This window comes from Paenibacillus nanensis, from assembly GCF_003583765.1.
In the GTDB taxonomy this organism is placed as follows: Bacteria; Bacillota; Bacilli; order Paenibacillales; family Paenibacillaceae; genus Pristimantibacillus; species Pristimantibacillus nanensis.
In genome coordinates this window covers 113534-139039 of the sequence record NZ_QXQA01000008.1, presented here as the reverse complement: position 1 = coordinate 139039, position 25506 = coordinate 113534, and the positions used below count along the sequence as shown (strand labels likewise).

Sequence of the window (25506 nt, the reverse complement as noted above, 5' to 3'; positions counted from 1 at the left end):
GGAGCATTCGCTCCCTCTATCTATTCGCCCTGCTCCTCCATCCAGCGTTCGATCAGCCGGTCCAGATGCTCTCGGAGAGCCTCCCTCTCCGCCCACTTGCTCTCGATTTGAAGCGCGGTTTCCGCACCATGCTCCAGCTCGGCAAGCGCGGCGTCAAGCTCTGCCAGCCGCTGCTCCGTCGCTCCGATTTCCGCTTCAAGCTTCTCGCTGCTCCGCAATGCCTTCCCGGATTGTGCGGGAACCGAAGGCTCACGATTCGGCGCAGGCCGCAATTTGGGGCTCCGCTCCGAATCGCCCGCCGCATCCTGCGCCCTTCTCCGTCCGCTTTCCGCTTTATAGGCGTCAAAGTTGCCCAGATAGACCGATAGACGCCCCCGGTCGAGCTCCCATATTTTTTGCGCGAGCCGGTTAATGAGATACCTGTCGTGCGTCACGATAAGAATGGTGCCCGGATAATCCTCCAGCGCCTCCTCGAGCGCCTCCCTCGACGCGATGTCCATATGATTCGTCGGTTCGTCCAGGATGAGCAAATTCGGCTTCTTATGCACGAGCAGCGCCAGTCTTAAGCGCGTCCATTCCCCCCCGGAGAGCATCCGAACGGGCTTGAACACGTCCGCGCCATAGAAGAGGTACGCCGCCAGCCGATTCCGGGCTTCGCCCTCCTCCATGCCCGCTTCTCCCCGGTAGTAGTCCAATACGGACTGTTCCGGGTCGTCCGGGAGCTGCTGCTGGGCGAGATAACCGACATCGACTCTGGAGCCGAGCTTCACCTCTCCTCCATCCGCGGGCGCCTCGCCTAAAATGAGCTTCAGAAGAGTCGACTTGCCGGAGCCGTTATGCCCGACGAGCATCACTTTCTCGCCATAGAGCAGCTCTCCCGTCACACCGTCCAAAATCGTTCTCGACCCGTACCGCTTCTTCACACCCTCGAAGACGACAACCTGCTTCCCTGACCGCTCGGAAGGAAGCAGATCGAAATCGGACTCCTTGCGGTTTACCGCGGGACGCTTCACCTTCTCCATCCGGTCGAGCGCTTTCTGCATGCTCGCCGCCCTGCGGAAGAACTTGCCGTTATCGCCGATTCTCCCCCATTCCATCAGCTGCTTGATCGTCTCCCGCATTTTTTTGATCTGCTTCTGCTGCTCTTGGTATTCCGCAAACTGTCGAAGGATCAGCTCCTCCTTCTCTTTCGCATAGCGGGTATAATTCGCGTGGAACACGGTTGATTCTCCGTCCTCCAGCTCAATAATCTTCGTGACGACCTGATCCAGAAAATAACGGTCATGGGAGACGATTAGACAGGCCCCCGCGTATTTCCTTAAAAACTCCTCCAGCCACTCTACTGCCGCCATATCGAGATGATTCGTCGGCTCGTCAAGCAGCAGCAGCTCGGGCTCCCGCAGAAGCTCCGAAGCGAGGCCGACCTTCGTCTTCTCCCCTCCGGACAACGAGTCGTACGCCCGGTTATACCATTCGCGGGGGATACGCAAGCCTTCGGCCACCTGGTCGACTCGGGCGTCCAGCTCATAGCCCCCGTCCCGCTCGAAGCGTTCTTGCAGCTTGGCATACTCCGCAAGCAGGGCCTCCAGCCTATCCGGCTCCAAATCTTGAGCTGACATCGCGGTTTCGAGCGCCGCCATCCGTTCCTGGCAGTCGAGCAATTCACGGAAGCCTAGGAGCAGCATCTCCCGGACCGTGATTCCTTCTTCCGGCCTCGGTATTTGCCGGAGATAGCCGATTTGCGCATTTCTGCGGATAGCCAGCATACCCTCGTCGGGATGATCCAGCTTGGCGATCATCCGCAGCAGCGTTGTCTTGCCGCAGCCGTTGCGGCCGACAAGCCCCGCCTTCTCTCCATGATGCAGCTCAAAGGTTACGTTTTCCAGGACAAGCTGGGCGGCATTATATTTTTTTACGTTTTGACAATTTATCGTTAACATGAAGGTTCCTCCTAATTCGAGGCTCCACCCTTCTTAGGTCAACAAAAAAAGGCGCAGGGAAAATTCCCTACGCCTTATCCGATTCGATCCGTTCAGGTTAAGGTAGGAGCCTTTTCGCGAGTTGTGAAATCGTATGGTTAAAAATGGACAGACTTCTCCCGTCTTTCGCAAAACCATGAACGATGCCAGCCATCGCGATGGGCAGCCGGCTCACTTGTTGATTCACAGACTCTCGATTCATCCTACCTTCACCTCCCTATGCATACATTAACCAAAATTATACTACAACGATTACCGCTTAAGCAATACTTTACCGCCTCAATCTCGGATTATAAAGCCCGGTTCCGGCTGAAACCTAACGAAACCGGCCATGTCCTTCTCCCGAAAACCAATCGGCTGCCGCGCTCCCATGAGCAGAATATTTCTTTTATCCGCCGCGCCCGTCTGGGGCAGCTGAAAGCATGAGGTATAAGGAAACACGGCCTGCAGCGTGGTGTGAACGGCTCCGATTAATGGATCGGACGACCCGCGGCCGAACACATTCATAATGAGCCCGCCCCGCTCGTTCAGCTTGTCGCCGCATTGTTGGAAGAAGCTCTCGGCAAGCAAGTGAGCCGGAGGCGCATCCTTCTCCGTAAACGCGTCGACTACCACAAAATCATAAACGCCGCTTGGCTCCATCTCCAGCAATTGCCGCCCATCGCCGACATCCACATTCGCCCTCGAATATCCAAAGTAACGGCTGCTCAGCTCCCTTACCCTTGGATCGATCTCCGCCACCTTCACCCGCCGATCATGAAGCTTTGCGGGGAGGATGCCGATGCCTAGACCGATGATATAAACGTCGTGATAGTCCGGAATATTTATCTCCATGAGATGGAGAATGGCTCGGGGGTATTCAAATACAATGCGGTCCGGATTGTCGAGATCGAGTACGCCTTGCGCGGCTCCGTCCGAAAAAGCGAGAACGCGGAATGCGCCGGCTTCCCCGTCGATTCGAGACGTTTCATAGACGACGACCGGGCCCAAATCTTCGTTCTTATCCTCATACAGCACCTGCATCGGTTTACTCCTTTTCCTTTGGAAGCTTGCGCTTTGAGCACTATTATAATCGATTATTGGCAAGCCTCCCATCCCGTTAAATTGCCGCATGAAAGGATTTCCTCGCAAATGGTCGAATAGTTAGGGCAAAAAAGAATCGGACTTGAAGCTTGATAATGGACGGTGCTGCACAATGACGGATGATCGACACCAGCCCGATGACCGGCTGGTACTGGATGCGCAGAACGGCGACTTCGAGGCGTTCCGAATGATCGTTCTGCGTTACTCGAACGCCCTGCTATCGGTTGCCTATAGCGTGTTAGGGGATTTTCACGAAGCGCAGGATGCTGCGCAGGAAGCCTTTGTGAAGGGCTACACGAGCCTGCATACCCTGAAAGACCCGGCTCGCCTCGGCAGCTGGCTTTATGCCATTGCCTATCGGACCAGCCTTGATATGGCCAAAAGGAAGAAGCCCGCTCTCCCGTTTAACGAAACGCTCCATCAAGAGACGGACAACGTTCAATTCTGGCTGGACCAGCATGTCGTTCAAGATTCGCTGCGGCGGGCTTTGCAGTCCTTGGAGGAAACCAGCAAAACGGCTGTTGTCCTTTATTATTTAAGCGACTGGCCGATGAAGGAGATCAGCCGATTTCTGAATTTGTCTGTATCGGCCGTGGAAAGCCGCATCCGGCGCGCAAGAGACATGCTTAGGCTCCATCTCGCCGGGGATTTCGAGGCTTACTTCCGCCCTTACCGGTTGGGCCAAGCGTTTGAGCGGAAGGTCTCCGAGCAAGTATTGAAGCGGATGGGACATTTCTACCTCCCCGTCACGGACAAACGGCAGACAACCGATTGGTTCACCACGCATTTCCAGTTGAGAAGGAGCCCGCATGGCCATTTGCTGCTGGAGTCCGGTCATGAGTTATACTTGCTGGAATGCAGCGCGCATTCGCCCAAACCCATTCCCCTCTTAACGTTCTCCGTATCGGGTCTCGATGCTTTATGGCATCGCTTGAAAAGCGGCGGCGTAAGAACCGAGCCCATTGAGAAGGACGATTTGTTCGGCAGGCTGTTTGCTTTTTACGACCCAGACTTTAACAAATATTACGCCGTAGAGCCTCAATAAAATTTTTTACGCTCGCGACGGATTTGATGAATAGGAATCGTCTATATACCGGAATACCAACAATCGAAAGGTGGAATACGCCATGTCGGAACACGAACAACAAGCAGCATTACATGATCATCAGAAGCAGGTATCGCAAAAGCCCTTACTGAAGAAGGTCCATTGCAACTACTTGCCCGTCTCGAATCTGCAAGCCGCTGTAAACTGGTATGAGGAGATGTTCGGATTAACCGTAAGAAAGCGGGAGCCCGACGGCGCCATTCTTATTCTCGGGGACGGACAGTGGCTGTTCTTGCTCGAAACGGCCGAGAGGAAAACCGCGAACTTCAGAACCAGCCAGTGGGACGGGGATAATTATGAAATGTTCTCCCTCACCTTTGAGACCGAGAACATTGTCGAGCTTCACAAACGGCTTCGCGAACAAGGCGCCGAAGTCGCGCCGCTCGTTGACCAGGGCAGCTGCGGGCTGCAGTTTACATTTAAAGATCCGGACGGAAACAAGTTCAACGTCTGGCAGGACGCTGTATAGGCATGCAACAAAAACGAGGCTGTCTCCAAAGCAGAGCGTTTCCGCTTATGGCGACAGCCTCTTCCTCTATCGGGGTCTGACCCTGCCCTAGAGCAGATGCATCTTGGCCTCCGCTTCGTCCCATGGCACCGAGTAGCCCGCTCCTTTGGCGCAAAAAATCGAGGAGGATGTGTAGAGAGGGTCGGCGTCCTTGTTGTAGCCCTTTCGTTCGATGACCTCCTGCGCGTTATGGCACCTGTCGTAGCCGCCGAACGTGCAGCGGATGCTGCCTCGTCCATGCGTGAAGGACGCAAACTCCGTGCTGTAATTCATGAACGTCGACACAGGAACTCTTCCCGTAATGAGCGCGTGGGCGCCTATTGTCTGCGGGGGCTCGAAGGTGCCGGATGCCCGCTGTATATCGGACAGCACTCTGCCCATCTCGTCGATGCCCGCCTTAATTTTGAAGTCATAGTAAGGCTCGAGCAGCACGTTGTCCGCCTTCTCCAGCCCTTGCCTCAGCGCGCGAAACGTTGCCTCGCGAAAATCGCCGCCATGCGTATGCTCGTTATGCGCGGCCCCTCTAATCAGCGTAATCTTCATGTCCGTGACCGGCATGCCCGTAAGCAGCCCGTGATGCTCGCGTTCGAATAGATGCGTCCGAACCAGATTTTGATAGCTGTAGCCTAAGTCATCCGGATGACAAGCGCTAAAAAATTGAATGCCGCTTCCCCGCTCCCCGGGCTCCAGCAGCAGATGGACCTCCGCATAATGCCGAAGCGGCTCGAAGTGTCCGTACCCCGTCACAGCAGACTGGATCGTTTCTTTATATAAAATTTCCGGCTGGCCGAACGAGACTGCGAAACCGAAACGCTCCTTCACTAATTCCTCCAGCACTTCCAGCTGAATCAGCCCCATGACGCGAATGTGAATCTCCTGCAGACTCTCGTTCCAGACGACATTAAGCGACGGATCCTCCGCGTTCAGAATGCGGAACGCGCCAAGCACTTGCTGTACGTGAAGCGAGCCGTCGAATTCCACCTTCGATTGCAGAGTCGGCTCCGCTTCGTAAGCGAGCTTATCGGCATACAGCCCCAAGCCTTGTCCGGCTTCAGCCGCAGACAAGCCGGTCACCGCGAATAAATCGCCTGCGGCCACCTGATCCGCCGGCTGCGCTTTGACACCGTTGAACAAATAGATCCGCGTAATCTTCTCGTCGTATGGCGCCCCGCCGCCCTCATAGACAAGCTGCTCCCGAACCTTCAGCCTGCCGCTAAGCGCTTTTATGAACGTCAGCCTAGCGCCGTTTGCGTCATGGCGGATTTTATAGATACGCCCGCCGAACGGTGCGGACTCATCGTAAGAAGCCGTTGTGAGCAGATGCAATTGTTTCAGAAATTCGATAACACCGGTATCCTGCAAGGCGGAGCCGTGGGCGCAAGGGAAGAGCCGGCTCTCCTGAACCATCTCTTTTAAGGATCGAAGCCAAAAGCCCGGGTCGTCTCTCCCCTCCAAGAACGCGTCCAGCAAAGCCTCGTCCCGCTCGGCCATAACCTCCCGCAGCGCCTCGCCGACCCTACCGTCCGCAAAGCTATCCGTGATCGAACAGATGTCCCCGGTCAATTGCTGGCGTATTTCCTCTTCGGTTCGATTCACGTCCGCGCCGGTCCGGTCCGTCTTGTTTATGAAAAAGAATGTCGGGACCCGATGCTTGCGCAGCAGCTGCCAAACCGTCTCGGTATGCCCTTGAACGCCTTCCACGGCGCTGACAATCACGACGGCGTAATCGATAACTTGAATCGCCCGCTCCATCTCGGGAGAGAAGTCGACGTGCCCCGGCGTGTCGATCAAATAATACCTGTCGTCTTTATAGTCCATTACCGCCTGATCGGCGAATACCGTAATGCCCCTTGCCCGTTCGATGTCGTGGCTGTCCAGGAAGGCGTCCTTATGATCCACCCGCCCCCGGGACCGGATGCTGTTCGTATGGTAAAGCAGCTGCTCCGCAAAAGTCGTCTTGCCCGCATCCACATGGGCAAACAAGCCTATCGTTAAACGCTTCATCGCATCTCACTTCCGTCGTATCTGGTCTAAACTCCTCTCCTCTCATTAAAGCATAAGTGGCGGAAACAAGAATAGAGCTGTGTCATCTTTGTTCGCAATCGTGTTGTTCGTTCATCGCAGAAGACCGATGTAGGCCATCAGCTCCGCTATTCCTTGGAACTGCACCGTCAGCCTTTGGTCCAGCCGCTCGAGCGCAAGCCGAAAGGACCGGTCTACGTTTGAAATGTCCTGCGTCTCCAAGTCTTTCAGAAGCTCCTTCAAGTTCTCGATATAATAGATGGTTTTTCTTAAGCTGCTGATGACGAGTATTTTCCTTACCTCTGACAGGGGGAACATCCGATAACCGTTGGCTGGGTCTCTCTCTGAGGCAATCAGCCCCTCCTTTTCCCAATGCCGGATAGCGGACGTATTCACTCCCGCCATCTCCGCCGCTCTCCCGATGGTTACCGCCCCCGTTACTTTCGCCTCCTGATACCGCGATACATTGGCCGCTTCGATCATTGCCAGTATATGTTCGACTCTCTGTTTCTCGAGCTCCATCCGGTAAAGCTGGTTGTTCAACAGCCATAGGGCCTTCGTGGAGTCTCCGGCCTTTACTCTCCTCATCGCGTCATAGACCACGGGAATATCGAATCCCAGCAATAACGTTCGAATCGTCTTAAACGCTTGAACGTGTATTGCCATGTAAATCCGATGTCCGCCCGCCGTTCTCGGCACATCCGGAATTAAGCCCTGCTCCTCATACCTTCTTAATGTGGTGGTGCTAACGTTGTGCTCCTCCGCGATCTGCGCAGGCGTATAGGTCCGGTTCATCGCGGCCGCCCCCTATCTTCAAGTAAAACCTTCAAGTGCTACAATAACATAAAATTTGAAGTTCGGCGTAAAATCGACGCACTACGCTCGCAAACCGGAATATTGCGTCAATGTTGTATCGTAGAGATGTAACCCCGGTTAGGAGTGATAGGTATGAAAAAGGATGTAGCTTTACATGACGGTTCGAAGCTAGAGGTTCATTTAACAGGAAAGTCCGGCGGAAAGACGATAATGCTCCCTGGCGCCAAAAAAACGGTCGTTGGACAAGACGCTGAAGTTATAAAAATATGGGGAGTAGACCCTGAGCTGGGAAAACGGTTTGTAGAAGGGCTGTCCGACTCGTTCCAGGTTCTCTCCTTCGATTACGAAGGCCATCTGTTCGAGCATCCGCAGCCCGACCGGCTCACGCCGGATTACATCGCGAAGGATTTGCTTCGTATCGCCGATGAGATGAACGTTGGAAGCTTCAGCTACTACGGCTACTCTTGGCTCGCTCTCATTGGGCTGCAGCTCGCCATCCGGACAAACCGTCTGGAGAGCTTGATTATGGGCGGATTCCCGCCGTACGAAGGACCGTACAAGGAGATGCTGACCGTTACCGCTAAGACGTATGAGCAAGCCCTGAGCAGTCAATCCGGCAGCGTTGACAATCCGCCTCATGCGCCCGCTAGCCCCGAGGAAATCGATTGGGATGCCGTCCAGGTAACAATGGATCCGAACCAAACCAAACAGTTCTGCACGCTGTATCAAAGCTTGGCCGCTTTCGATGACAAACAAATCCAAAGCAAGCTGAACCTGCCTAAACTAGCCTTTGCGGGGGAGAGGGACACGATTGTCTATGGAGAAAATTTCGGCGGTGTAACGGTAGATATCGCCGGTATATTGCGAAAGCATGAAAAGGAGCTTCACCGGCTGGGCTGGGACGTAAAAGTGATAGCGGGAGAACGTATGGACCACACGAAAGCGATGCAGCCGGCAGCGGTCCTGCCGATCATTAAGCCATGGCTGTTCCGCAAACTGTTGAACACGTAAAAAGAAGGAGCTAAGCCGCTTCGTTGGCAGCTTAGCTCCTTATCGTTGAAGACTAGCGGGCTTTCCGGCGGGACAGCGGTCCCCAATCGTGCGTCGCACTCCGGAACGACGGCCTGTCGATATACTCCGGCGTATTCGCGGCGGCTGTCTGCCACCGGTGGTAGACATAAATGATAAGCATCATCGCCATATCCAGCAAAAAAGTTTGCCAAAACGGTATCCGCACCGTAACGATCCCGATTCGCTCCATAATCGGCAGAATACCGAACGAAAACACGGCATCTACCACAACATTCACCAGGATAAAGAGCCAAAAGCTCCGTCCTGTAAAATAAAAGATCCAAAACGTGCCGACAGCAAAGACCCCGTATACAAAGCTAACGTCGACAATCTCTCCCCAAGGAACGATATATTTATGGATGGTCCACCACTTATATTCGTAGCCTATTATCGATAAAATCGTCACCAGCAAGCTAGTGAGCACAACGGATGGCATCAATCGTTTAACCGATCCCCTACGGGCAGCGAATAAGGTAAGCCACGGCAGAAACAGCATCAGCCACTGAAACGTTTTGATCACGGCCAGCACCTCCCAGTCTTGAACGGCTTCCAAATTATTCTGCGCACCCGAGGACCTTTACATACCTTTCCTCCGAAAAGCATTCCCAATCAGGATTGGCCCTTCGCCTTGCTGATCGCCTGTTCCCTCGTGGTCACTTGCAGCTTATTCAAAATATAGCTGACGTAGTTGGATACCGTCTTCGCGCTGACCTCCAGCGCGCGGGCGATTTCGGCATTGGTCAGCCCCTCCGCCATTAAGCTGAGCACTTCCTTCTCCCGGTAGGTTAAATCCGGAAAGTCGCCCAGCCGGCTTGCCGGTCTCGTGGCGAATTCAATCATTCGGCTGGCGACATCGCCGCTGAAGATCGCTTTCCCGGAGGCGACCGACCGTACCGCATCCACAATGTCTTCGCTGTCCGCGTCCTTCAGCAGATAGCCGCGAGCTCCCGCCTTCATCGCTGTAATGACGGAGGCATCGTCCTTAAACATCGTGAGCACCAGGATATGAATGTCGCTCTGCTCCGCTTTGATCCGGGCCGTCGCTTCGATGCCGTTCAGTCCGGGCATGTTAATGTCCATCAGGACGACATTCGGCCGCAGCTCCAGCGTCAGCCGCACCGCTTCCTCGCCTGTTACGGCCTCGCCGACAACCTCAATGCCTTCAGCCGCCTCCAGGACGCTGACAACGCCCTGCCGAAACATCGGATGGTCGTCAACGACTACTACTTTTAACATGGTTATGGCCCTCCCCTTGCTCGAATGGTTTAATCGGCAGTCTGGCTTCAATGCGCGTCCCCCGGCCGTCTGCCAGGCTTTCCATCACGCAGGAGCCCCCCAGCTCAACCGCTCTTTCGCGTATGGACGTCAGCCCGATGCCGGGCTTACCCGGACGATTCGCTTGCGATGCGGACAAGCCGATTCCGTTATCCTTCGTTTCGATTACCAGGTCGCGTCCTTCCAGCGCGATTCGAATATCGCATACGCTCGCGGCGGCATGCTTTACCACGTTAACCAGCGATTCCGTCGCGATCCGGTATGCCCCCACCTCAACGGCGGCGGGCAGAATCGGCAGCTGCTCGGGCGCTTCCAAGCGGATTTCGAGCAGGGGTTCCTTCGTTATGCCTTTCACGGCTTGCATATCCCTGAGTTGATCTACCCGCTGCCGAACCGCCCCGACAAGGCCCAGCTCATCCAGCGCATGCGGGCGCAAGTCGTGTACGATTCCCCGTATTTCATCGACCGTCTCGCTAATATCCGCTTTGAATTTGGTCACGATCTCGATCGCTTTTGCCGGATCTTTGCGGATCCAGTCCGCCGCGACGGAAGCCGTGAGGCGCATCGCGGCCAGCCGCGGCGCGATATCGTCATGCAGGTTCCGCCGCATGGCCCTCCGCTCCTCCTCTCTGGCAAATATGAGCGCCTCTCTGGATTCCCGCAAGGTTTCCAGCAGCAGCTGAATATCCATCGCTTGCTTGACGCTTTGCACGACGATCCCCGCCTGCCTTGCGATCGCCCCGATCAGCTTGCGGTCCGTCTCCGAAAACGACTCGCCCGGCGACCGCGCTCCGATATAGAGCCATCCCAGCGTCAATCCCCCCGAAGACAGCTCGATCGTCACCTCGTCCGGATCATTCTCCTTCCTGCCGCCGGCGGCCAGCACCGTCGCTTCGTTCTGAATTACGCCGATGCCGGCATAAGGAATACGCAAAGAGTCTTTGACCGTCTGGACGACGATGTCGAGCGATTCCGCCGGGCTGAGCGTTTCCTTCAGCCGGTTGCCGAGCTGGAGCAGGACGGAGAAGGGGTCATCCTTCTTGCCGTACAGCAGCTGATTCACGAGCCGCTGCAGCTTCTCCTTCAGCGGAGCGAAGACAACCGCTACAACCCCTGCGGCTATGAAGGAATAGATCTGGTCGTGCTCAGTCCGAAACAATAGAGTTAAGTACCATACGGTTAACGTGTATAACGCAATAATCAGAGCGCTGAGCAGAAAGTAGACCAAGGTCCGGTTCACGATCGGATCGATGTCCCATAACCGCTTTCTCATCACGGATAGCCCGAGCGTTATGGGGATCGCCAGAATGGACAGCTGCACCCCCAGGTCGATAAAGAACATCCATAACGGGTCGCTTCTTTCATAGAAATCCGATTGGAAGACAAGCGGAACAACGGAAAACAGAAATACGCCCGTGACCGCCAGCGCCATCCCGTACACAACCCATTTGGTCTGCTGCTTCTCGACTGCCTGGGCATACCGGAACCTAATGAATTGGCTGTAAAACAATATCCCGTACTGCAGGACGAACCAAAGGAGCGTGCACCAGAGCGGCCAGCGATCAACTCCCCATGGCTGATCGGGGAAATAGCCGGCCGTCAGCCGAACCGCGAGAAGCCCCATCGACGTCCAGGCCACCCAAGGCTTAACGTTTCTTCCGCCCGGGAACCACAGCAGAAACAAAATGAGGGTGACCATCGTCACGCCTTCGATTGCGCCGACGAGGCCCGCGTATTCCCGCCACTGCATACGAATAAAGGTAGGGGCGATGATCGACATGAGCGCAAGGGAGGCGATGACCGAGATCGGCTCCTTCGGCCGTTTGACAAGAATCAGCGACGCCACGACAAAATAGATGAGAAAGAAGCCTAGCGCGATTCCTGTATATAACAAGGCGAAGCCTGTCCCGCTTAAGCCCGCCTGTTCGACGGCTTGACGAGGGAGAGGCGTAATGGCCGCATATTCGCATGCGCCGGTGAGGCAGGACTCTTGGAGGTACATGTAGTAGGATGGCAGCTTGCTTATATATAAAATAGCAATCAGTCCGAAGACCGCCATTCCGGCCCAGCGGAACACAAAGAGCCATCCGTTCGGATGGCTTTGCTCCCCTTGACGGGTCTGTGCTGCGTTCGTTCTTGCCTCTAATCCCATGCAGACCTTTCCCTTCTACGATGAAGCTTGCGCGGCTGTATTGGCATGCGACACCTTTGACCGAAACGCGAGCCATGTATAAACTAGCCCGTATAGAATGGAAGCCGCTCCTCCCCAAATTCCCCAGCTCCCCGGGTGATCGGGTAACGTAATGGACGCTGCCCCCATAAATAGATACGCCAGGGACAGCAGCACCGCTAAAGCCCGAGAGCCCCTGCGGCTTGACGCAGCCAGATAGCCGCCGTACAGCATAACGATACTGAGCGCCGCGCTCTCGCCCGACCGGAACTGCTGCACAGGATCCTGGACCTGCCCGATAATACCGTTCAGCAGCACCGGAAGCAGTCCAAGCAGAGCGATACCGGTCATGATCAGCATGGTCCGGTTTCTGACGGGCGTCTCGGCCGGCCGGAATAGCTCTCTCCGCTTCCCGTATGTGACGAACAATAGGAGCAGCACCACGGCGAACATGATGAAGACGAAGAAGCTTTGCAGCGCCAGCTTCACATCCGTCAGCAGCAGAGTCGCCAAAAACACAAGATGACCGACGAAATAAAATTGCAGCAAAATCGGCTTTTCAAGCGGATTCCGCAGCATGACGATGAGACTGCCGCTGAAGAGAATGCCGATCAGCGCGCCATGCGCCGCCGCATGGAACCGCAGCTCGTCAGGCAGCGGACTGGATGCCATAAAGCCTTGCACCCACGGCTCCAGCCCCTCCGACAAGCCCTGCAGCATGAACAAGCCGCTCAATGTAAAAATTACCGCAAACACTCGAAAAACAATACTTAACCACAGCCCTTTACCCCGGGCCTCTTCCCGTTCCATTATAACGCTCCTCCTTATTTTTACATACTGCAAAATCATCAATGATTCCTTTTACAGCGTAAGGCAAGAGGTTTCCCGGACGGTAGAGACCGCTTCCCGGTTTTTCGGGAAGTGAAATTGGGAAACGTTACGCGCTCCTCATTTTCCGAAAATAAAGATTGGCAGCCGGCCGAAACATAAGAATGCATGCCGTAATGACCGCAGCCAGATGAACGACCCGGCTTATTCCGAACAGTGTGGCGTATACATCCATATCCGCAAAAGCTTCGCTGACCGGATGGCCCTCCATAATCCATTGGATAGGATCAATCTATACATCCTGGTTATCACATAGACAAGCGCGGCAAAGATCAAGGTTCGGATTACCGCCGGGATGAATATTCCATTGCCTGAATCCAAATCAGCAGATAAGGTCTCGATGACAACAACCGCCATTTCGAATATACCGGCTGCAATGGCAACGAGCCACAATTGAAATGAGCTTTTCACCTCTCGCGGAGCCTTCTTCGGCTTTTCCATAAGAACCAATCCCTTCCTGTTACGAGATTCTCATCATACTTGAATGGCATTGGTTCTCTAACCAGCCTGCGATGGATTTTATAATCAGCCGATAGACGTAGGCTCCCGCTCCCCCAGCCCTCTGCTCATCGCCGTTTCTCCCGTTCGCGTCATCTCCAGAATGCCGTACGGCCGCAGCAGCTGCAGGAAGGCGTCATTCTTCTCCGTATCGCCGACGACCTGCAGAATGACCGTATCCGGACTCACATCGATTACGGAGCAGCGGAACGTGTCGATCAGGCTCTGCAGCTCCGACCGCTTGGACGGCTCCATACGAAGCTTCACCAGCATCAGATCCCGGCTGACGAATGGCCGCTCCTGCAGCTGTACGACGTCCAGCACATCAATGAGCTTGCTGAGCTGGCTGCACATTTGCCGGACCAGCGCATCATCTCCCCGGGCAGCCACGATCATTCGGGAGCGCCCTTCCTGCTCGCAAGGCCCGACTGTAATGCTCTCGATGTTGTAGCTTCGTCTCGAGAATAAACCCGCCACCCTTTGCAATACGCCTGGCGTATCGTTCACCGTGGCCGACAGCAGAAATCGATTACTCATGTGCCTCGCCTCCTATATCCGGGCCCAGCTTGATATCCTGCAGCCCCTGTCCTTGCGGCACCATCGGGTATACCAGCTCCTCGGGAGATACGATAAAGTCGATTAGAACAGGGCCGGGGGTCGCGAGCGCCTCCTGCCACACCTGCTCCGCTTCTGCCGGAGAAGACGCCCTCAGCCCCTTCACGCCATAAGCTTCGGCCAGCTTGACGAAATCCGGACTCCCGGACAAGTCGATATGGCTGTACCGCCCCTCGTAGATAAGCTCCTGCCATTGCCGGATCATTCCCAAGGTACCGTTGTTGATAACCGCGATTTTTACGGGGATGTTATGAATCGCGCAAATCGCCAGCTCCTGCGCGCACATCTGCATTCCGCCGTCTCCGTTCACGGATACGACGATTCGGTCCGGGTTGCCGATCTGAGCCCCGATCGCCGACGGGAATCCGAACCCCATCGTGCCGAGGCCCCCGGAGGTGATAAGCGAGCGAGGCCGGCGGAACCGGTAATACTGGGCCGTCCACATCTGATGCTGTCCGACATCCGTCGTCACGATCGCTTCCCCGGCAGTCGTCCGGGAAATCATCTCAATGACGTATTGCGGCTTCAGCTCCGACTCGGACGGTTTGTACCGGAGACGATAGTCCGATTTCAGCTTCTGCAGCTGTTCGATCCATGGCAGCTTCCGCTGAACAGCCCGCGGAAGCTTCTGATTCAGCCGCTCTAGCGTCTGGCGGGCATCGCCCTTGATGGGAATGGCGACGGAAACAAGCTTGCCGATTTCCGCGCTGTCGATATCGATATGGGCGATCTTCGCTTTTGGAGCGAAGCCGTCCAGCCGCATCGTAACCCGGTCGTCAAAGCGCGCTCCGACGGAAATAAGCAGATCGCAGTGAATCAGCGCCTGATTCGCCGCGTAGGTGCCATGCATGCCGGGCATTCCAAGCCACAAATCATGCTCTGCCGGAATGGCGCCTAACCCGAGCAAGGTGGTGGTCACCGGAATTCCGGTACCGTCCACGAAAGCGCGCAGCTCTTCGCTTGCCTCAGCATGAATAACGCCTGCGCCCGCAAGCAGTAACGGCCGCTCGCTTTGTTGAATAGCCGAGATCAGCTCGTCCAGCCTCTCTTCGTCCGGCTGCCCCGAAGCCTCAAGCGCGTCCGAATAGCCCGGAACATAGACCTTATCGGGCCGTTCGTAGACGGCCTTTTCGGCGCTGACATCCTTCGGGATGTCGATGAGCACGGGCCCTTTCCGCCCCGTTCCGGCGATATAGAACGCCTCCCGGACAATACGCGCCAAATCGGACGCTTTCCGGACAAAAAAGCTGTGCTTCGTAATCGGCTGAGAGATGCCGACAATGTCCACCTCCTGGAACGAATCGGTGCCGATAAGATCGGACGCCACATTGCCGGTGATGACGACAAGCGGCACCGAATCCATATAGGCTGTCGCAATGCCCGTCACCAGGTTAGCGGCGCCTGGGCCGGAAGTCGCCATAACGACCCCTGTTCTTCCGGTCGACCGGGCATAGCCGTCCGCGGCGTGAATCGCCCCCTGCTCATGGCGCGCCAGCATATGGCGGAAGTCGGGGTTGCCGTGCATCGCGTCATAAATATAAAGCACCGCACCGCCCGGGTAACCGAAGACGCACTCCACTCCCTCTTCGAGCAAAGCGCGCAGCAAAATGTCAGAGCCTGACAGCCATTCGCGGCTATCCTTTGGCTTGGAATACGTTGAATCCATCATCGGATTAATGGAACTCATGATGGTCGGCCTCCTTTTATTTTCCTCCCTTCGACCTTACATCAGCGCAGGCGGAATGAGGCTACCATTTCGATTACCCTCACAGTATACTTATAGATAAAAATTGCAGGAACGGAGGAATGTTCATGCCGCAGACGATCGGCCAGCACTGGAATCAGCTTATGGCGGACCACTTTGTCGGCCGCGACTTCGAGATTGCCGTATTCCGGCAGTACCTGGAGAATCTGCCCCAGCAGTCCGAGCGCATTCTTCATTTATCCGGCACTGCCGGCATGGGCAAGACGTATCTTCTTCACCGCTTCGCGGAGATCGCCGCCGAACGGAATGCCTGTCCGATTTGGGTCCGGATGAAGGAGCTGACAAGCGACTCCCAGGCATTTGACCGCGCTGTTCGGATAGGACTTGGGGGAGAATCGGACACGTCGAACCGGCACCACGCTTTCGAAGACTGCCGGAGCCTCTCCCTCCTCCATGAACGGGCCGAGCATAATCGGATCGTACTGCTCATTGACGAATACGAGGAGGCCGGCGCTTTGGACTACTGGCTCCGCACCCACTACCTCCCCCGCCTTCCTTCAAACATGCTGATTGTGATCGCGGGCCGTTATCCGCTGGAAGGTCCCTGGAGATTTACGCCCGCCTGGAACAAAATGATCGTCCGCATGCCGCTTGGCGGCCTATCGTATGAGGAAATTAGAGCGTACCTGCAGCAATGGGGAGTAAGCAGCGGGCAGGCGGTTGACGCTGTCTGGCTGCGGACGCTGGGGCATCCGCTTGCCGTATCTCTGCTTACTTTGGCTGCAGGCGAAATGTCGGATACGGCGGATCTAGCCCATCTCGGCGAGGGGGAAGCCGTCGAGGCGCTGCTTGAGCGCTGGCTGCTGGAGGTGCCGGACGAAGAGCTGCGCCGTCTCCTGTTCGCGGCCTCCGCCGTCCGGACGTTCCAGCATGAGCTGCTGGAGGAGCTGCTTGGCTCGCCGGTCTCTTCCGCCCTATTCGAACGGCTGATCCGGCTTTCCTTCGTGAGCCGTACGGCGAACGGCTGGCAGCTGCACGAGCTTGTGTGGGAGAATCTGCGCCGGATGTTCCGGGAACGGATGCCGGAAATGTATGAGCGTTACTTCAAGCATGCAGCGGCGCTTGCCGAACGTAAAATCGAGGATGGCCTCGCCAAAGGGTTGGACATATCGAAGGAACTGACCGAGCTGCTTTATATCGCCGGAACTCCGGTCATTCGGGCTCATTATCGGCATGCTTCCTCCTCCCCAAGCTACCGCGAGCCTCTCGATTCCTCGAACCAGGCGGAGCTCAAAGGCTATATAGCAAAGAGACAGAACAATCCACGCAGCTGGAATGTTATCTGCTCCAGCCCGGAAGCGCAGGCGATGTACCGTTTCACCTTCACTCCGGAGGAGAGCCTTCTTCGGCTTAAAGCAGCGGATTGGGCTGGTCTCAGCTCGCTTCCGGAAGGCGACCGAAGAATTGAGCTGCTCCGGAACGACGCGGGAGAGGTATCCGGCGTAGTCGCTATGGTCGCGATCTCCGCAAGAACCTGGAGTTACCTGGAGGCCACGCCTGTGACGAGGGCCTTGTTCCATTCTCTGACGCCCACCCGACAGAAGGAGCTGTCGCTTGCCGCAGAGGAAGGGAAGGCATGGTACTTAGTATGCGCCGACGCAGAAAGTCTGGAGAACGAACAGCTTCGCTCGGACTTCGTCAGCCATCTGTTCGAGTATGTCTTGGCCGGCAATCTGATTGCCTCATCCGCACCGCCGCTTGCTTACTATGATCATGCGTTCGAGGGCTTAGGATTCGAGCGGGTGCCGGAGGCGGAACACCATGATTACGGCATGCCGCAGCCTGCCCAAACCTATTGGCTGGATACGAGGCATGGCAAGCTGATGGCTTATATAAGACGGATAACCGGAATGGAAAAACCGCATGAGGAAGCGCAGCGGCCCTTGGCCGACAAGGTGCATCAGCTCCGCGAGCTGACCAAGCGGGAGAAGGACGTTATCCTGCTGATCGCGTCAGGCCATACGAATGCCGAAATTGCCTCTGCGCTGTATATCAGCGAGGCCGCCGTAAAAAAACACGTCAACACCATGCTGTCCAAGTTCGGGCTCAAAAACCGGACCCAGCTTGCTCGAGTCGTCATGGATGCTGGAGAATAGGCCTTTATATTTAAGGCTGCCACCCTGCCAAAAAGAGAGTGAACGAATGAAGGTTTCCATTGAAGAAATAAGCAAGGACCGGGAAGAAGAAATCCTCATCCGGTGTCATGAGGCGAACGATAAAATCTATGAAATCATAGACCGAATCCAATCCGATGATCCCATTCTCCTTGGTCATTGGAATGACAGAATTCACCGGATTAAGCTTAGCGATATTTATTATTTCGAGGCCGTGGACGGGAAGGTTTATATGTACGGCAAGGAGAATGTCTTCGAAATCAAACACAAGCTCTACGAGCTGGAAGAACAGTTCGGCGCCAGAAGATGCTTTCGCGCTTCGAAATCAACGGTTTTGAACATCGCCAAAATCTCCCATGTATACCCGAAAATTAGCGGCCGATTTGAAGCGGTGCTGGATAACGGGGAACGTGTCGTCATTTCCAGGCAGTACGTGCCCACGCTTCGAAATAAACTCGGATTGTAAGAGGAGCGTCAACATGAGGCTTACCGAATATTTGCAAAAAATGATACAGCAATTTTTTATCATCTTTGCTTCAATCGTGCTGGTCATCACTTTCCTGCGGCAAGTATACGAACCGGAGCTGCCCTTCGACCCGCAGTCCATCTATGTCATGATGGCCTTCTCGCTCATCAGCGCTGTGGCGGGATTGATTCTATACGCTCCTCATCATGCAAGCGAAAGAACTATGCAGATTCGAAGAGTCCTGCATTTCCTTGCTATTGAAACGGTCTTGATCTCCGTTGCCGCCGTATTGGGAATCGTCGACAACGTATCGGGCGTCATTACTCTCGCGTTAGAGATCGCCGTCATCTATCTTCTCGTTCTTCTCGTCTCGTGGAGAAGCGATAAAAAATCGGCCGACCAGATCAACGAGCGGTTAAAACAGCTGAAAAAGGAAAGCTGAAGAAATAAGCCAGCAGGGAACAACCGATATTCAGGCGGTAAGCGATGAAGCTTATCGCCCTTTTTTTGCAACTTACCGCCCTATTCCTACAGCTTATTCAAATTCGATATACATCCGATCTGCAGGCTTCTATACTGTACTCATAACAACGGACTATATGAGGTGACGATAGGATGAACGGAAACGGTATCTATGTAATGATTGCTTTAATCGCGTTATTGGTGTTATGGAGAAGAACAAGGAGCATGTATCGTCCGATACGAGGCAACGGGATCCGGCTGCTCATTCCCATTCTGTTTCTGTTTCCCGGCGTAAGTATGATTGCAAGCTTGCATGCCAATGAGCCTGTATGGGTGTATGCGGCCGCGTTAGGTCTCGGGATGGTGTTTTCCCTTCCGCTCATTTGGACCACGAACTATGAGGTGCGGGAAGATAACCAAATTTACAGCAAAAAGAATTGGGGATTTGTCGCCGCCTTCATCAGTATTCTGCTCATCCGGTTTCTTCTCCGGCAGGAGCTGTCCACGATGGATCAGCAGGCCAAATTAGCCGTGTTCATGATGGTCGCTTTCGGCTACATCATCCCATGGCGAGTCGTCTCGTTTATCAAGTTCCGCCGGCTGGCGAGCCAATTCGCATCCCGTTAATGGATACAAGAACGCAAGACCCTAACACCGCACCGTAAGGAGTTAGGGCCTTGCTCCGCTTAACAAGCTTGTAAACGAATCCACCGGAAGCGGCTTGCTGAACAAGTAGCCCTGCATGTAATGACAATTCAAGGACTGCAGCAGCTCCCGCTGCTCGTCCGATTCCACGCCCTCCGCCACAACCTTCAAACCGAAGCCCTTCGCTAATAATATAATGGACTGCGTGATTGTCAGATCCTCAGCATTGTTCTGGATCTCCCGAATGAAGGAGCGGTCGATTTTCAGATAGTCTACCTTAAACTGCTTCAAATAGCCGATGGAGGAATAGCCCGTCCCAAAATCGTCGATCGAAATGGCGATCCCTAGTTCTCTTAGCTGTTGAATCGCGGACAAGCCCGCCCCATCATTGCTCATTAAAGAATTTTCCGTAATCTCGATTTCCAGAAGACTTGGCGAAACCGAGTGCCCGGCTAACTTCTCTTTGATATTTACAATCAAGTCGGCCTTCATTAAGGTTTTGGCAGGGAGGTTAATGGATACGGGAACGACAGAGTAGCCTGCTTCCTTCCATGCCTTCAGTTGTTGGCATACCTGATGAATAACCCAATAGCTGATGTCGTTAATAATGCCGATCTCTTCGGCTAGAGGAATAAATTCCGACGGCGGCACCAATCCCTTCTGGGGATGCCGCCAGCGGATGAGCGCCTCGGCCCCGACAATGGTTCCCGTTAACGTATCCACTCTTGACTGGTAATAAAGACAAAACTCGTCATTCTGCAAAGCTTTTCTTAAGTCATTCTCCATCGAAAACAGCTTGTAGGACTGAATGTATAACCATTTATTAAAAAATTGCACGCCGTTTTTGCCGAGTTCCTTGGCCCGGTAAAGGGCCGCATCCGCATTCATTTTGAGCTTGGACAACGTCGTCCCGTCATCCGGATAAATGCTAACGCCTATACTTGTTGTAATATGAATTTCATAGCCTTCGATTTGGAACGGCTTTTCTACTTCCTGTATAACCTGCTGAGCCAATCGGCCAGGGTCTTCTGCGGTAATAAGCTGCTGAATAATCGTAAATTCGTCCCCGCCTATTCGGAACAGGATGCTCTCCCCGAGCTTCGAAGTAAGCCGCTTCGACATTTCGCACAGAAGCCGGTCGCCAACTTCATGCCCCAGCGTATCGTTCACGTATTTAAAGCGGTCCAAGTCCAAATAAAACAAGGCAAACCGGCGATGCTCGCCTTGGCCCTCCGCAATGAATTGCTCCAGCTTCTGATCGAACATTCTGCGGTTAGGCAGCTCCGTCAAATAATCGTGATAGGCGAAAAAATGGATTTTCTCCTCATTCCGTTTTCGCTCGCTAATATCTTGAACAATACCGTCCAGTCTGACCAGTCGGCCCTTCCCATTTAAGATCGGGAACGTCTTGTCCTCCATCCACTTTATTTCGGAAGCCGCATCCACGATTCGATACTGGTGATGGAGCATCTCTCCTTGAAATAGCTTGCCTTGCTGGTTCCGGTAGTCTTTCACGTCCTCTTCATGAATGAGATCCTCCCATTTCACTTGTCCCGAATAGAATGCCTGGAGGGGATATCCTGACAGCTTCTCCACAGCAGGCGAACCATAGACCACCTGGCCCGTAAGAATGTCAACCGAAAAGATGCCGACGTCTAAATTTTTTGCAACGGTTTCAAACTTTTCTTCGCTCTCCTTCAGCCTGTTCTCGGTGAAAACCATCTCTGAAATATCGTGCAGAATGCCGATTACACGAACAATCTCTCCGTCCTTGTCCGTTCGCGCAATCGCTCTAACGTGAGCGGTCATTATCGTATGATCCGGCTTCTCGATGCTGTAGGTCAAATCCATTTCCTCGCCGGTCTGTAAGAGGCGCTCGAACTGGGCATGGAATCTTTCGCGGTCCTCTTGGCATACCATGCCGAGGAGATTCTCGTATGTCGTCTTGAAGCCTTCCTCTTTTTTTATACCCAAAATGCGGTACAGCGGGTCCGAGCAGTATACATAGCTGCTCTTCACATCGTAATCCCAGCTTCCGATTTTCGCGATCTCCTGGGCTAAATTCAAGCTTTTTGCTATTTTAAGTAATTCCGATTCCTTCTGGTTCATCATGGTTAGGTTTCTGGCAATACCAAAAACCCCGATAATTTCTCCGTTATGCCATATCGGGATATGCGTGAGGTTGAATTGGACGGGGCGTCCGTTCTGATGGATGATTTCGCAATGATAATTTTGGGGATTTCCCATGAGGGCGTCTTCAAATCTTCGGAGCACTTCGCTCCGGTCATCTTCTGTTATAAGTTGATTAAAATCCTTGTTCAATTGTTCGCGGCTGTATCCTAGCATGTCCAACGCTTTCGAATTGACGCTTTTAAATACGCCATTCCTATCGAGCGTAAAAGCGCCTTCCGGATAAAGCTCGCAGAAGGACGTGTACAGCTTCCAATGCGTCTTGGCGGAAATAAGATTGTCGTTTTTGCGGTTTCGAGCCTCGTCTGGCTGCGGCATCTTCTATCCCCCGTCAAACCTTATGTTAAGTCTTCGCAGAATATCTCCTATTCTTCACACGCTTTCCTCCTATCATACAAAGAATAAAATCGCCTTTCATTAAGAAAAATATGGAATTTACTTTAATGCAAATAGGCCTTCATCAGTTGAACCCGGTTTTTGATCCGCAATTTACTGTAAACCGATCTGAGATGCTTCTTAACCGTTGCTTCGGTTACGAACAAACGCGCGGCGATATCGGCATTCGAAAGGCCTTCGACAACCAGCGACGCTACCTCGCGCTCCCGCTCCGTCAATCCGTGAGATTCGTTCGCCATATGCTTACCCGAATCTTCCCGCTCCTTCCGAACGGCCTCGAACCCGGGCAGCACAAGCCTCCGAATATCAAACTTGCGATCCGCAGGCTGACCGTAACGATTGCTTGCTTGCGCGTTCATCAGCATAATGACGGCTTGCATTCTCAGCGCAAGCAGCTCCTGCAGCTCCAGTCTTGCTAACGCGTATAGAAATTGTTCCTTTATTTCGATCTGTTCCAACATCATGTATTGCTCCCTTCCCTAACAGGCCGCCGAAATATCTTCTCTATTTACAGAATAATCCACCCCCTTTCCCGCCGGATAGAGAACGGATTCCCGGATTTTCGGGAAATTGATTGGGAATCCTTCAGTTGTAAAGAAAAAACGCTTACTCCCTTTCGGAAGTAAGCGTCCCTTTCGATCGGACTACTCGCCGCTTTGCGCGCTCGCGTTATTCTCCATAACAGCCGTCAAGAAAGCCAGCGCCAGCCCTTGTCCCCAGCCTTGCGCCCATTTTTTGTCGATGTTCAAATAGCCCTGGATATCCTTCATGACGGCGGTTCCGCCGGACACGTTCATCACCCGGCCGTTATCGGCAATGTTAGCCAGTACGCCATCCAGTGCCTTCTGCACATATTTGGCGTGCAGCGGATTGCCTTGCGTCACCATGGCCGCGGCGATACCCGCCGTAGCCGACACTTCGCCGTAAGCCTCCGGATAGTCGAGGACTGTCCCCCAGAGACCGTCCTCCTTCTGCAGCTTCTTCAGCGCGGCAAGCTGGTCGCGCAAGGAGCTCCAAATATGCATCATCGGAGGATACAGGTATCCTTCCGGCACTCCCTTGGCCGCGCGCGCCATCGTATAGGCGGCCCAAGCGTTGGCGCGCGCCCAATACATGCCGGACATATGGTTCTTGCCGATATGCGTGTAGCCATGGTACCACAAGCCGGTATTCTCGTCCTGCAAGTAATTGATATGCCAGAAGAATTGATGCAGCGCATCTTCAATAAGCGGCTTCTTGTCCAGCACAACGCCTACGCGCAGCAGGAAGTAGGCCGCCATAAACAGCGTATCCGCCCAGCATTGCTCAGGGAAATCGTTTTTGGAGGATACCGTGTGCTGCAGCACCCGATCCCCGAAACGCAAAGCGTGGTTTTCCAAATAATCGACCTTGCTCATGATAAGATCGAGATACTTCTGATCCTTGGTTTGCTCGTACAAGGTGACCAGCATATGCCCCATCGCGCACGTATTGACGGTCCAGCTCGGTAGTCCCGCCTCGATGTATTCATCGCAAAACGCCGCCATTCTCTCCAGATAAGCCTGCTCTCCCGTCACCTCAAACGCGCGGCTGATGCCGTAGTAAGCGACGCCGCACGGCCAATCCCAAGTCAAATCCATACCGAAGGTATAATCCACTACGCGTCCGATGGTCTGCTTCAGTTCGGACGGGTCGATGTTAATCTTCAACCTGTTCAGCCCCTTATCGCCAAAACCCCAGCTGGAAGCAGGGGCTTTGGCGGTGATTATAATACGAATGCTTTAGTTGAATTGGCCTGCATCGATTGCTTTTTGCTTCTCGTCCAGAATTTCTTGATAGCCCGCTTCGAGGTAGGTTTTCTTCGCTTCCTCGTACACTGCGTCGAATTCAGCTTCCGGCGCAAGCGCAATCTTCACGTACAGCTCCTGGAAGAGCGAGTTCAGATCGGCTTTATACTCGTTGACCTTCTCCAGCACGACGGTGAACATCGCGTCTGGCGTACGATATTCGGCGCCCGCTTCGTAGGTCTTCAGAAGATCCTCAGCCAAATATTCATAGCCCGGAGGCGCCCAGTTGCGGATATAGGCTTTACGAGTTGTTTCAGGATCCGCATATTCCGCGCTTTCCGTTACAAGAGCCCAGTAGTCTTTGTTGTTGTTTTGGGACAGAACGGATTCGCCTTTGAAATCCGCATTTTTAACCGCGATACCGTCAGCGTCAAGCGTATAGTTTTCGCCTTCCACACCGTTCTGGAAGAAGAACAGGTTCTCCGGCTGGCTCAGCCATTCGAGGTACATCCATACCGCGGCGCGTTCTTGTTCCGTTGTTTCGTAGTTAATACCCATGATGAAGCCGAATGGCCAATAAGCGCGTTGTTGCGGTTTGTAGCCTTCAGGTGTTCCCGCCAGCAAGTTCTGCACGGCGAATTCCGCATCCGGGTTGTTTTTCTTCGTTGCTTCCAGCACGTCCGTATTGCTCGCGAGGTAGAAGCCGTATGTGCCCGTTCTGCCTGCGACAAACTCTGCTTTTGTCTTGTTATCATCATTCCGCAGATAGAATTCTTTATCGATCAGTCCGTTGTTGTATTGATAGTTCAGGTTGCGCAGGAAACGCTCGGCTGCTGGCGTCGTCAGATCCGCTACGCCAAGGTCGGAGTACAGCGCGCGTTCCTTTGGATCGACCGGCCAGTCGCGGAAGGAATAGCTGAAAATATAGTTGTTTTGAAGCAAGCTTGCCCCGCCGACGCCGAGTCCGGCTTCCTTCCATTTTTGAAGCAGCTCGTTATATTTCTCCAGGGATGTCAGATCCTCTACCTTCATCCCGACTTTTTCAACCCAGTCCTTGCGGATAATGGTGACAAAGTTATCGACAGACGGACGCTTCGCGAAGAAGAACGTATTTTTGCCGTCTACTTGACCATATTGTTTGATCGTCTCGCTCATATTTCCCCAGTAGGTAGGAGCGTAGTAGGCGATTTCCTCGTGATCCAGCTCTTGCATAACGTCCTCGCTGTAGTATGCAAGCGCTTGCGGCATATCATAGTGGAAAATGATGTCCGGCGCTTTGTGGGAAGCAAGGAGCTGTTCATAATCTTGCACCTCGCTGGAACGGGTAATCGGCACGTATTTCACTTCGATGTTGTACTTATCGCCGAATTCCTTCTGAACCCAGCGCGTGTAATAGTTATCGGACACATTCCAGCCCTCGAAAGCGCGTTCATAAACCGGAATTTCAAGCGTTACTTTTTCAGGGAAGCCCTTCGAATAATCGGGATAAGCGCCTTCTGGAGCATCGGATGGCGTATTGCTCGCCGTATTGCTCGCAGATGGAGACGGACTTGATTCGGAGTTGGCATTATTGTTTTTCGAACAGCCTGCCAGAATACTTGCCACCATAATGATAGCCATCAACAACGGTACAAATGTCTTTCTCTTCATCGCGTTTTTTCCCCCATCAATT

Annotated in this window: 22 protein-coding genes; 7 read left to right on the top strand and 15 right to left on the bottom strand. The window is 53.9% G+C overall.

Going from position 1 to position 25506, the window contains the following annotated elements; all coding sequences use genetic code 11:
• Positions 1-20: 20 nt before the first annotated feature.
• From abc-f to D3P08_RS14135, 3 genes are all read right to left on the bottom strand, one after another.
• A complete protein-coding gene (abc-f, locus tag D3P08_RS14140) occupies positions 21-1940 on the bottom strand; it encodes a ribosomal protection-like ABC-F family protein (RefSeq protein ID WP_119600348.1) in 1920 nt (639 codons plus the stop codon).
• Positions 1941-2037: 97 nt separating this feature from the next.
• Entirely contained in the window at positions 2038-2133 is a 96-nt protein-coding gene (locus tag D3P08_RS27970) for an RAxF-45 family protein (protein WP_338068724.1), read from the bottom strand.
• Positions 2134-2258: 125 nt separating this feature from the next.
• Positions 2259-3002, bottom strand: a complete 744-nt coding sequence (locus D3P08_RS14135; protein ID WP_119600347.1) for a spermidine synthase — start codon at positions 3000-3002, stop codon at positions 2259-2261.
• 172 nt (positions 3003-3174) lie between these two features.
• Here D3P08_RS14135 and D3P08_RS14130 point away from each other — a divergent pair, with 172 nt between their 5' ends.
• Both D3P08_RS14130 and D3P08_RS14125 read left to right on the top strand, forming a co-directional pair.
• Complete coding sequence (locus D3P08_RS14130) at positions 3175-4107, top strand: sigma-70 family RNA polymerase sigma factor (protein WP_119600346.1); 933 nt, start codon at positions 3175-3177, stop codon at positions 4105-4107.
• An 82-nt stretch (positions 4108-4189) separates the two neighbouring features.
• Positions 4190-4636: a VOC family protein gene (locus tag D3P08_RS14125; RefSeq protein ID WP_119600345.1), complete on the top strand. Its 447-nt coding sequence runs from the start codon at positions 4190-4192 to the stop codon at positions 4634-4636.
• An 87-nt stretch (positions 4637-4723) separates the two neighbouring features.
• Here D3P08_RS14125 and D3P08_RS14120 read toward each other — a convergent pair whose 3' ends face one another.
• Positions 4724-6679, bottom strand: coding sequence for an elongation factor G (locus tag D3P08_RS14120; RefSeq protein WP_119600344.1), 1956 nt, complete (start codon positions 6677-6679; stop codon positions 4724-4726).
• Between the two features lie 111 nt (positions 6680-6790).
• Complete coding sequence (locus D3P08_RS14115; RefSeq protein ID WP_119600343.1) at positions 6791-7492, bottom strand: MerR family DNA-binding transcriptional regulator; 702 nt, start codon at positions 7490-7492, stop codon at positions 6791-6793.
• Positions 7493-7645: 153 nt separating this feature from the next.
• Between D3P08_RS14115 and D3P08_RS14110 the strand changes: the two genes are divergently transcribed.
• On the top strand, positions 7646-8524 hold the full coding sequence (locus D3P08_RS14110) for an alpha/beta fold hydrolase (RefSeq protein WP_119600342.1): 879 nt from the start codon (positions 7646-7648) through the stop codon (positions 8522-8524).
• A gap of 52 nt (positions 8525-8576) precedes the next feature.
• Here the strand turns inward: D3P08_RS14110 and D3P08_RS14105 are convergent, their stop codons facing one another.
• From D3P08_RS14105 to ilvB, 6 genes are all read right to left on the bottom strand, one after another.
• Positions 8577-9104, bottom strand: a complete 528-nt coding sequence (locus D3P08_RS14105) for a hypothetical protein (protein WP_119600341.1) — start codon at positions 9102-9104, stop codon at positions 8577-8579.
• A gap of 89 nt (positions 9105-9193) precedes the next feature.
• A complete protein-coding gene (locus tag D3P08_RS14100; protein WP_119600340.1) occupies positions 9194-9820 on the bottom strand; it encodes a response regulator in 627 nt (208 codons plus the stop codon).
• Positions 9798-12011 carry a sensor histidine kinase gene (locus D3P08_RS14095; protein ID WP_119600339.1) on the bottom strand — a complete coding sequence of 738 codons (2214 nt, stop codon included), beginning with the start codon at positions 12009-12011 and terminating at the stop codon, positions 9798-9800. The genes D3P08_RS14100 and D3P08_RS14095 overlap by 23 nt, the downstream gene beginning before the upstream one ends.
• Before the next feature lie 15 nt (positions 12012-12026).
• The gene (locus D3P08_RS14090; protein WP_119600338.1) at positions 12027-12839 is read right to left on the bottom strand and encodes a hypothetical protein; all 813 of its coding nucleotides are present in this window, start codon (positions 12837-12839) and stop codon (positions 12027-12029) included.
• Positions 12840-13442: 603 nt separating this feature from the next.
• Positions 13443-13952, bottom strand: a complete 510-nt coding sequence (gene ilvN, locus D3P08_RS14080; protein ID WP_119600337.1) for an acetolactate synthase small subunit — start codon at positions 13950-13952, stop codon at positions 13443-13445.
• The gene (gene ilvB, locus D3P08_RS14075) at positions 13945-15699 is read right to left on the bottom strand and encodes a biosynthetic-type acetolactate synthase large subunit (protein ID WP_240647531.1); all 1755 of its coding nucleotides are present in this window, start codon (positions 15697-15699) and stop codon (positions 13945-13947) included. Before ilvB ends, ilvN begins: the two co-directional genes overlap by 8 nt.
• Positions 15700-15842: 143 nt before the next feature.
• Between ilvB and D3P08_RS14070 the strand changes: the two genes are divergently transcribed.
• The 4 genes from D3P08_RS14070 to D3P08_RS14055 all read left to right on the top strand — a co-directional run bounded on the left by D3P08_RS14070 (position 15843) and on the right by D3P08_RS14055 (position 19464).
• The gene (locus tag D3P08_RS14070) at positions 15843-17891 is read left to right on the top strand and encodes a LuxR C-terminal-related transcriptional regulator (RefSeq protein WP_162848482.1); all 2049 of its coding nucleotides are present in this window, start codon (positions 15843-15845) and stop codon (positions 17889-17891) included.
• A gap of 46 nt (positions 17892-17937) precedes the next feature.
• Complete coding sequence (locus D3P08_RS14065) at positions 17938-18375, top strand: LytTR family DNA-binding domain-containing protein (protein WP_119600334.1); 438 nt, start codon at positions 17938-17940, stop codon at positions 18373-18375.
• 13 nt (positions 18376-18388) lie between these two features.
• Positions 18389-18817, top strand: a complete 429-nt coding sequence (locus D3P08_RS14060) for a DUF3021 family protein (RefSeq protein ID WP_162848481.1) — start codon at positions 18389-18391, stop codon at positions 18815-18817.
• Positions 18818-18990: 173 nt separating this feature from the next.
• Entirely contained in the window at positions 18991-19464 is a 474-nt protein-coding gene (locus D3P08_RS14055) for a CcdC family protein (protein WP_119600332.1), read from the top strand.
• Positions 19465-19506: 42 nt separating this feature from the next.
• Here D3P08_RS14055 and D3P08_RS14050 read toward each other — a convergent pair whose 3' ends face one another.
• From D3P08_RS14050 to D3P08_RS14035, 4 genes are all read right to left on the bottom strand, one after another.
• The gene (locus D3P08_RS14050; protein WP_119600331.1) at positions 19507-21990 is read right to left on the bottom strand and encodes a sensor domain-containing protein; all 2484 of its coding nucleotides are present in this window, start codon (positions 21988-21990) and stop codon (positions 19507-19509) included.
• 122 nt (positions 21991-22112) lie between these two features.
• Positions 22113-22532 carry a helix-turn-helix transcriptional regulator gene (locus D3P08_RS14045; RefSeq protein ID WP_119600330.1) on the bottom strand — a complete coding sequence of 140 codons (420 nt, stop codon included), beginning with the start codon at positions 22530-22532 and terminating at the stop codon, positions 22113-22115.
• 180 nt (positions 22533-22712) lie between these two features.
• Positions 22713-23756, bottom strand: a complete 1044-nt coding sequence (locus D3P08_RS14040; protein WP_119600329.1) for a glycoside hydrolase family 88/105 protein — start codon at positions 23754-23756, stop codon at positions 22713-22715.
• 72 nt (positions 23757-23828) lie between these two features.
• Complete coding sequence (locus D3P08_RS14035; RefSeq protein ID WP_119600328.1) at positions 23829-25484, bottom strand: type 2 periplasmic-binding domain-containing protein; 1656 nt, start codon at positions 25482-25484, stop codon at positions 23829-23831.
• Between the last annotated feature and the right edge of the window lie 22 nt (positions 25485-25506).

Bases quoted from the DNA above. Each gene is read 5' to 3' on its own strand.
- D3P08_RS14110 (WP_119600342.1), top strand. From the start codon at position 7,646: ATGAAAAAGGATGTAGCTTTACATGACGGTTCGAAGCTAGAGGTTCAT.
- abc-f (WP_119600348.1), bottom strand. From the start codon at position 1,940: ATGTTAACGATAAATTGTCAAAACGTAAAAAAATATAATGCCGCCCAG.
- D3P08_RS14100 (WP_119600340.1), bottom strand. From the start codon at position 9,820: ATGTTAAAAGTAGTAGTCGTTGACGACCATCCGATGTTTCGGCAGGGC.
- D3P08_RS14070 (WP_162848482.1), top strand. From the start codon at position 15,843: ATGCCGCAGACGATCGGCCAGCACTGGAATCAGCTTATGGCGGACCAC.
- D3P08_RS14135 (WP_119600347.1), bottom strand. From the start codon at position 3,002: ATGCAGGTGCTGTATGAGGATAAGAACGAAGATTTGGGCCCGGTCGTC.
- D3P08_RS14125 (WP_119600345.1), top strand. From the start codon at position 4,190: ATGTCGGAACACGAACAACAAGCAGCATTACATGATCATCAGAAGCAG.
- D3P08_RS14130 (WP_119600346.1), top strand. From the start codon at position 3,175: ATGACGGATGATCGACACCAGCCCGATGACCGGCTGGTACTGGATGCG.
- D3P08_RS14115 (WP_119600343.1), bottom strand. From the start codon at position 7,492: ATGAACCGGACCTATACGCCTGCGCAGATCGCGGAGGAGCACAACGTT.
- D3P08_RS14035 (WP_119600328.1), bottom strand. From the start codon at position 25,484: ATGAAGAGAAAGACATTTGTACCGTTGTTGATGGCTATCATTATGGTG.
- ilvB (WP_240647531.1), bottom strand. From the start codon at position 15,699: ATGATGGATTCAACGTATTCCAAGCCAAAGGATAGCCGCGAATGGCTG.
- D3P08_RS14050 (WP_119600331.1), bottom strand. From the start codon at position 21,990: ATGCCGCAGCCAGACGAGGCTCGAAACCGCAAAAACGACAATCTTATT.
- D3P08_RS14120 (WP_119600344.1), bottom strand. From the start codon at position 6,679: ATGAAGCGTTTAACGATAGGCTTGTTTGCCCATGTGGATGCGGGCAAG.
- ilvN (WP_119600337.1), bottom strand. From the start codon at position 13,952: ATGAGTAATCGATTTCTGCTGTCGGCCACGGTGAACGATACGCCAGGC.
- D3P08_RS14095 (WP_119600339.1), bottom strand. From the start codon at position 12,011: ATGGGATTAGAGGCAAGAACGAACGCAGCACAGACCCGTCAAGGGGAG.
- D3P08_RS14045 (WP_119600330.1), bottom strand. From the start codon at position 22,532: ATGATGTTGGAACAGATCGAAATAAAGGAACAATTTCTATACGCGTTA.
- D3P08_RS14090 (WP_119600338.1), bottom strand. From the start codon at position 12,839: ATGGAACGGGAAGAGGCCCGGGGTAAAGGGCTGTGGTTAAGTATTGTT.
- D3P08_RS14055 (WP_119600332.1), top strand. From the start codon at position 18,991: ATGAACGGAAACGGTATCTATGTAATGATTGCTTTAATCGCGTTATTG.
- D3P08_RS27970 (WP_338068724.1), bottom strand. From the start codon at position 2,133: ATGGCTGGCATCGTTCATGGTTTTGCGAAAGACGGGAGAAGTCTGTCC.
- D3P08_RS14060 (WP_162848481.1), top strand. From the start codon at position 18,389: ATGAGGCTTACCGAATATTTGCAAAAAATGATACAGCAATTTTTTATC.
- D3P08_RS14065 (WP_119600334.1), top strand. From the start codon at position 17,938: ATGAAGGTTTCCATTGAAGAAATAAGCAAGGACCGGGAAGAAGAAATC.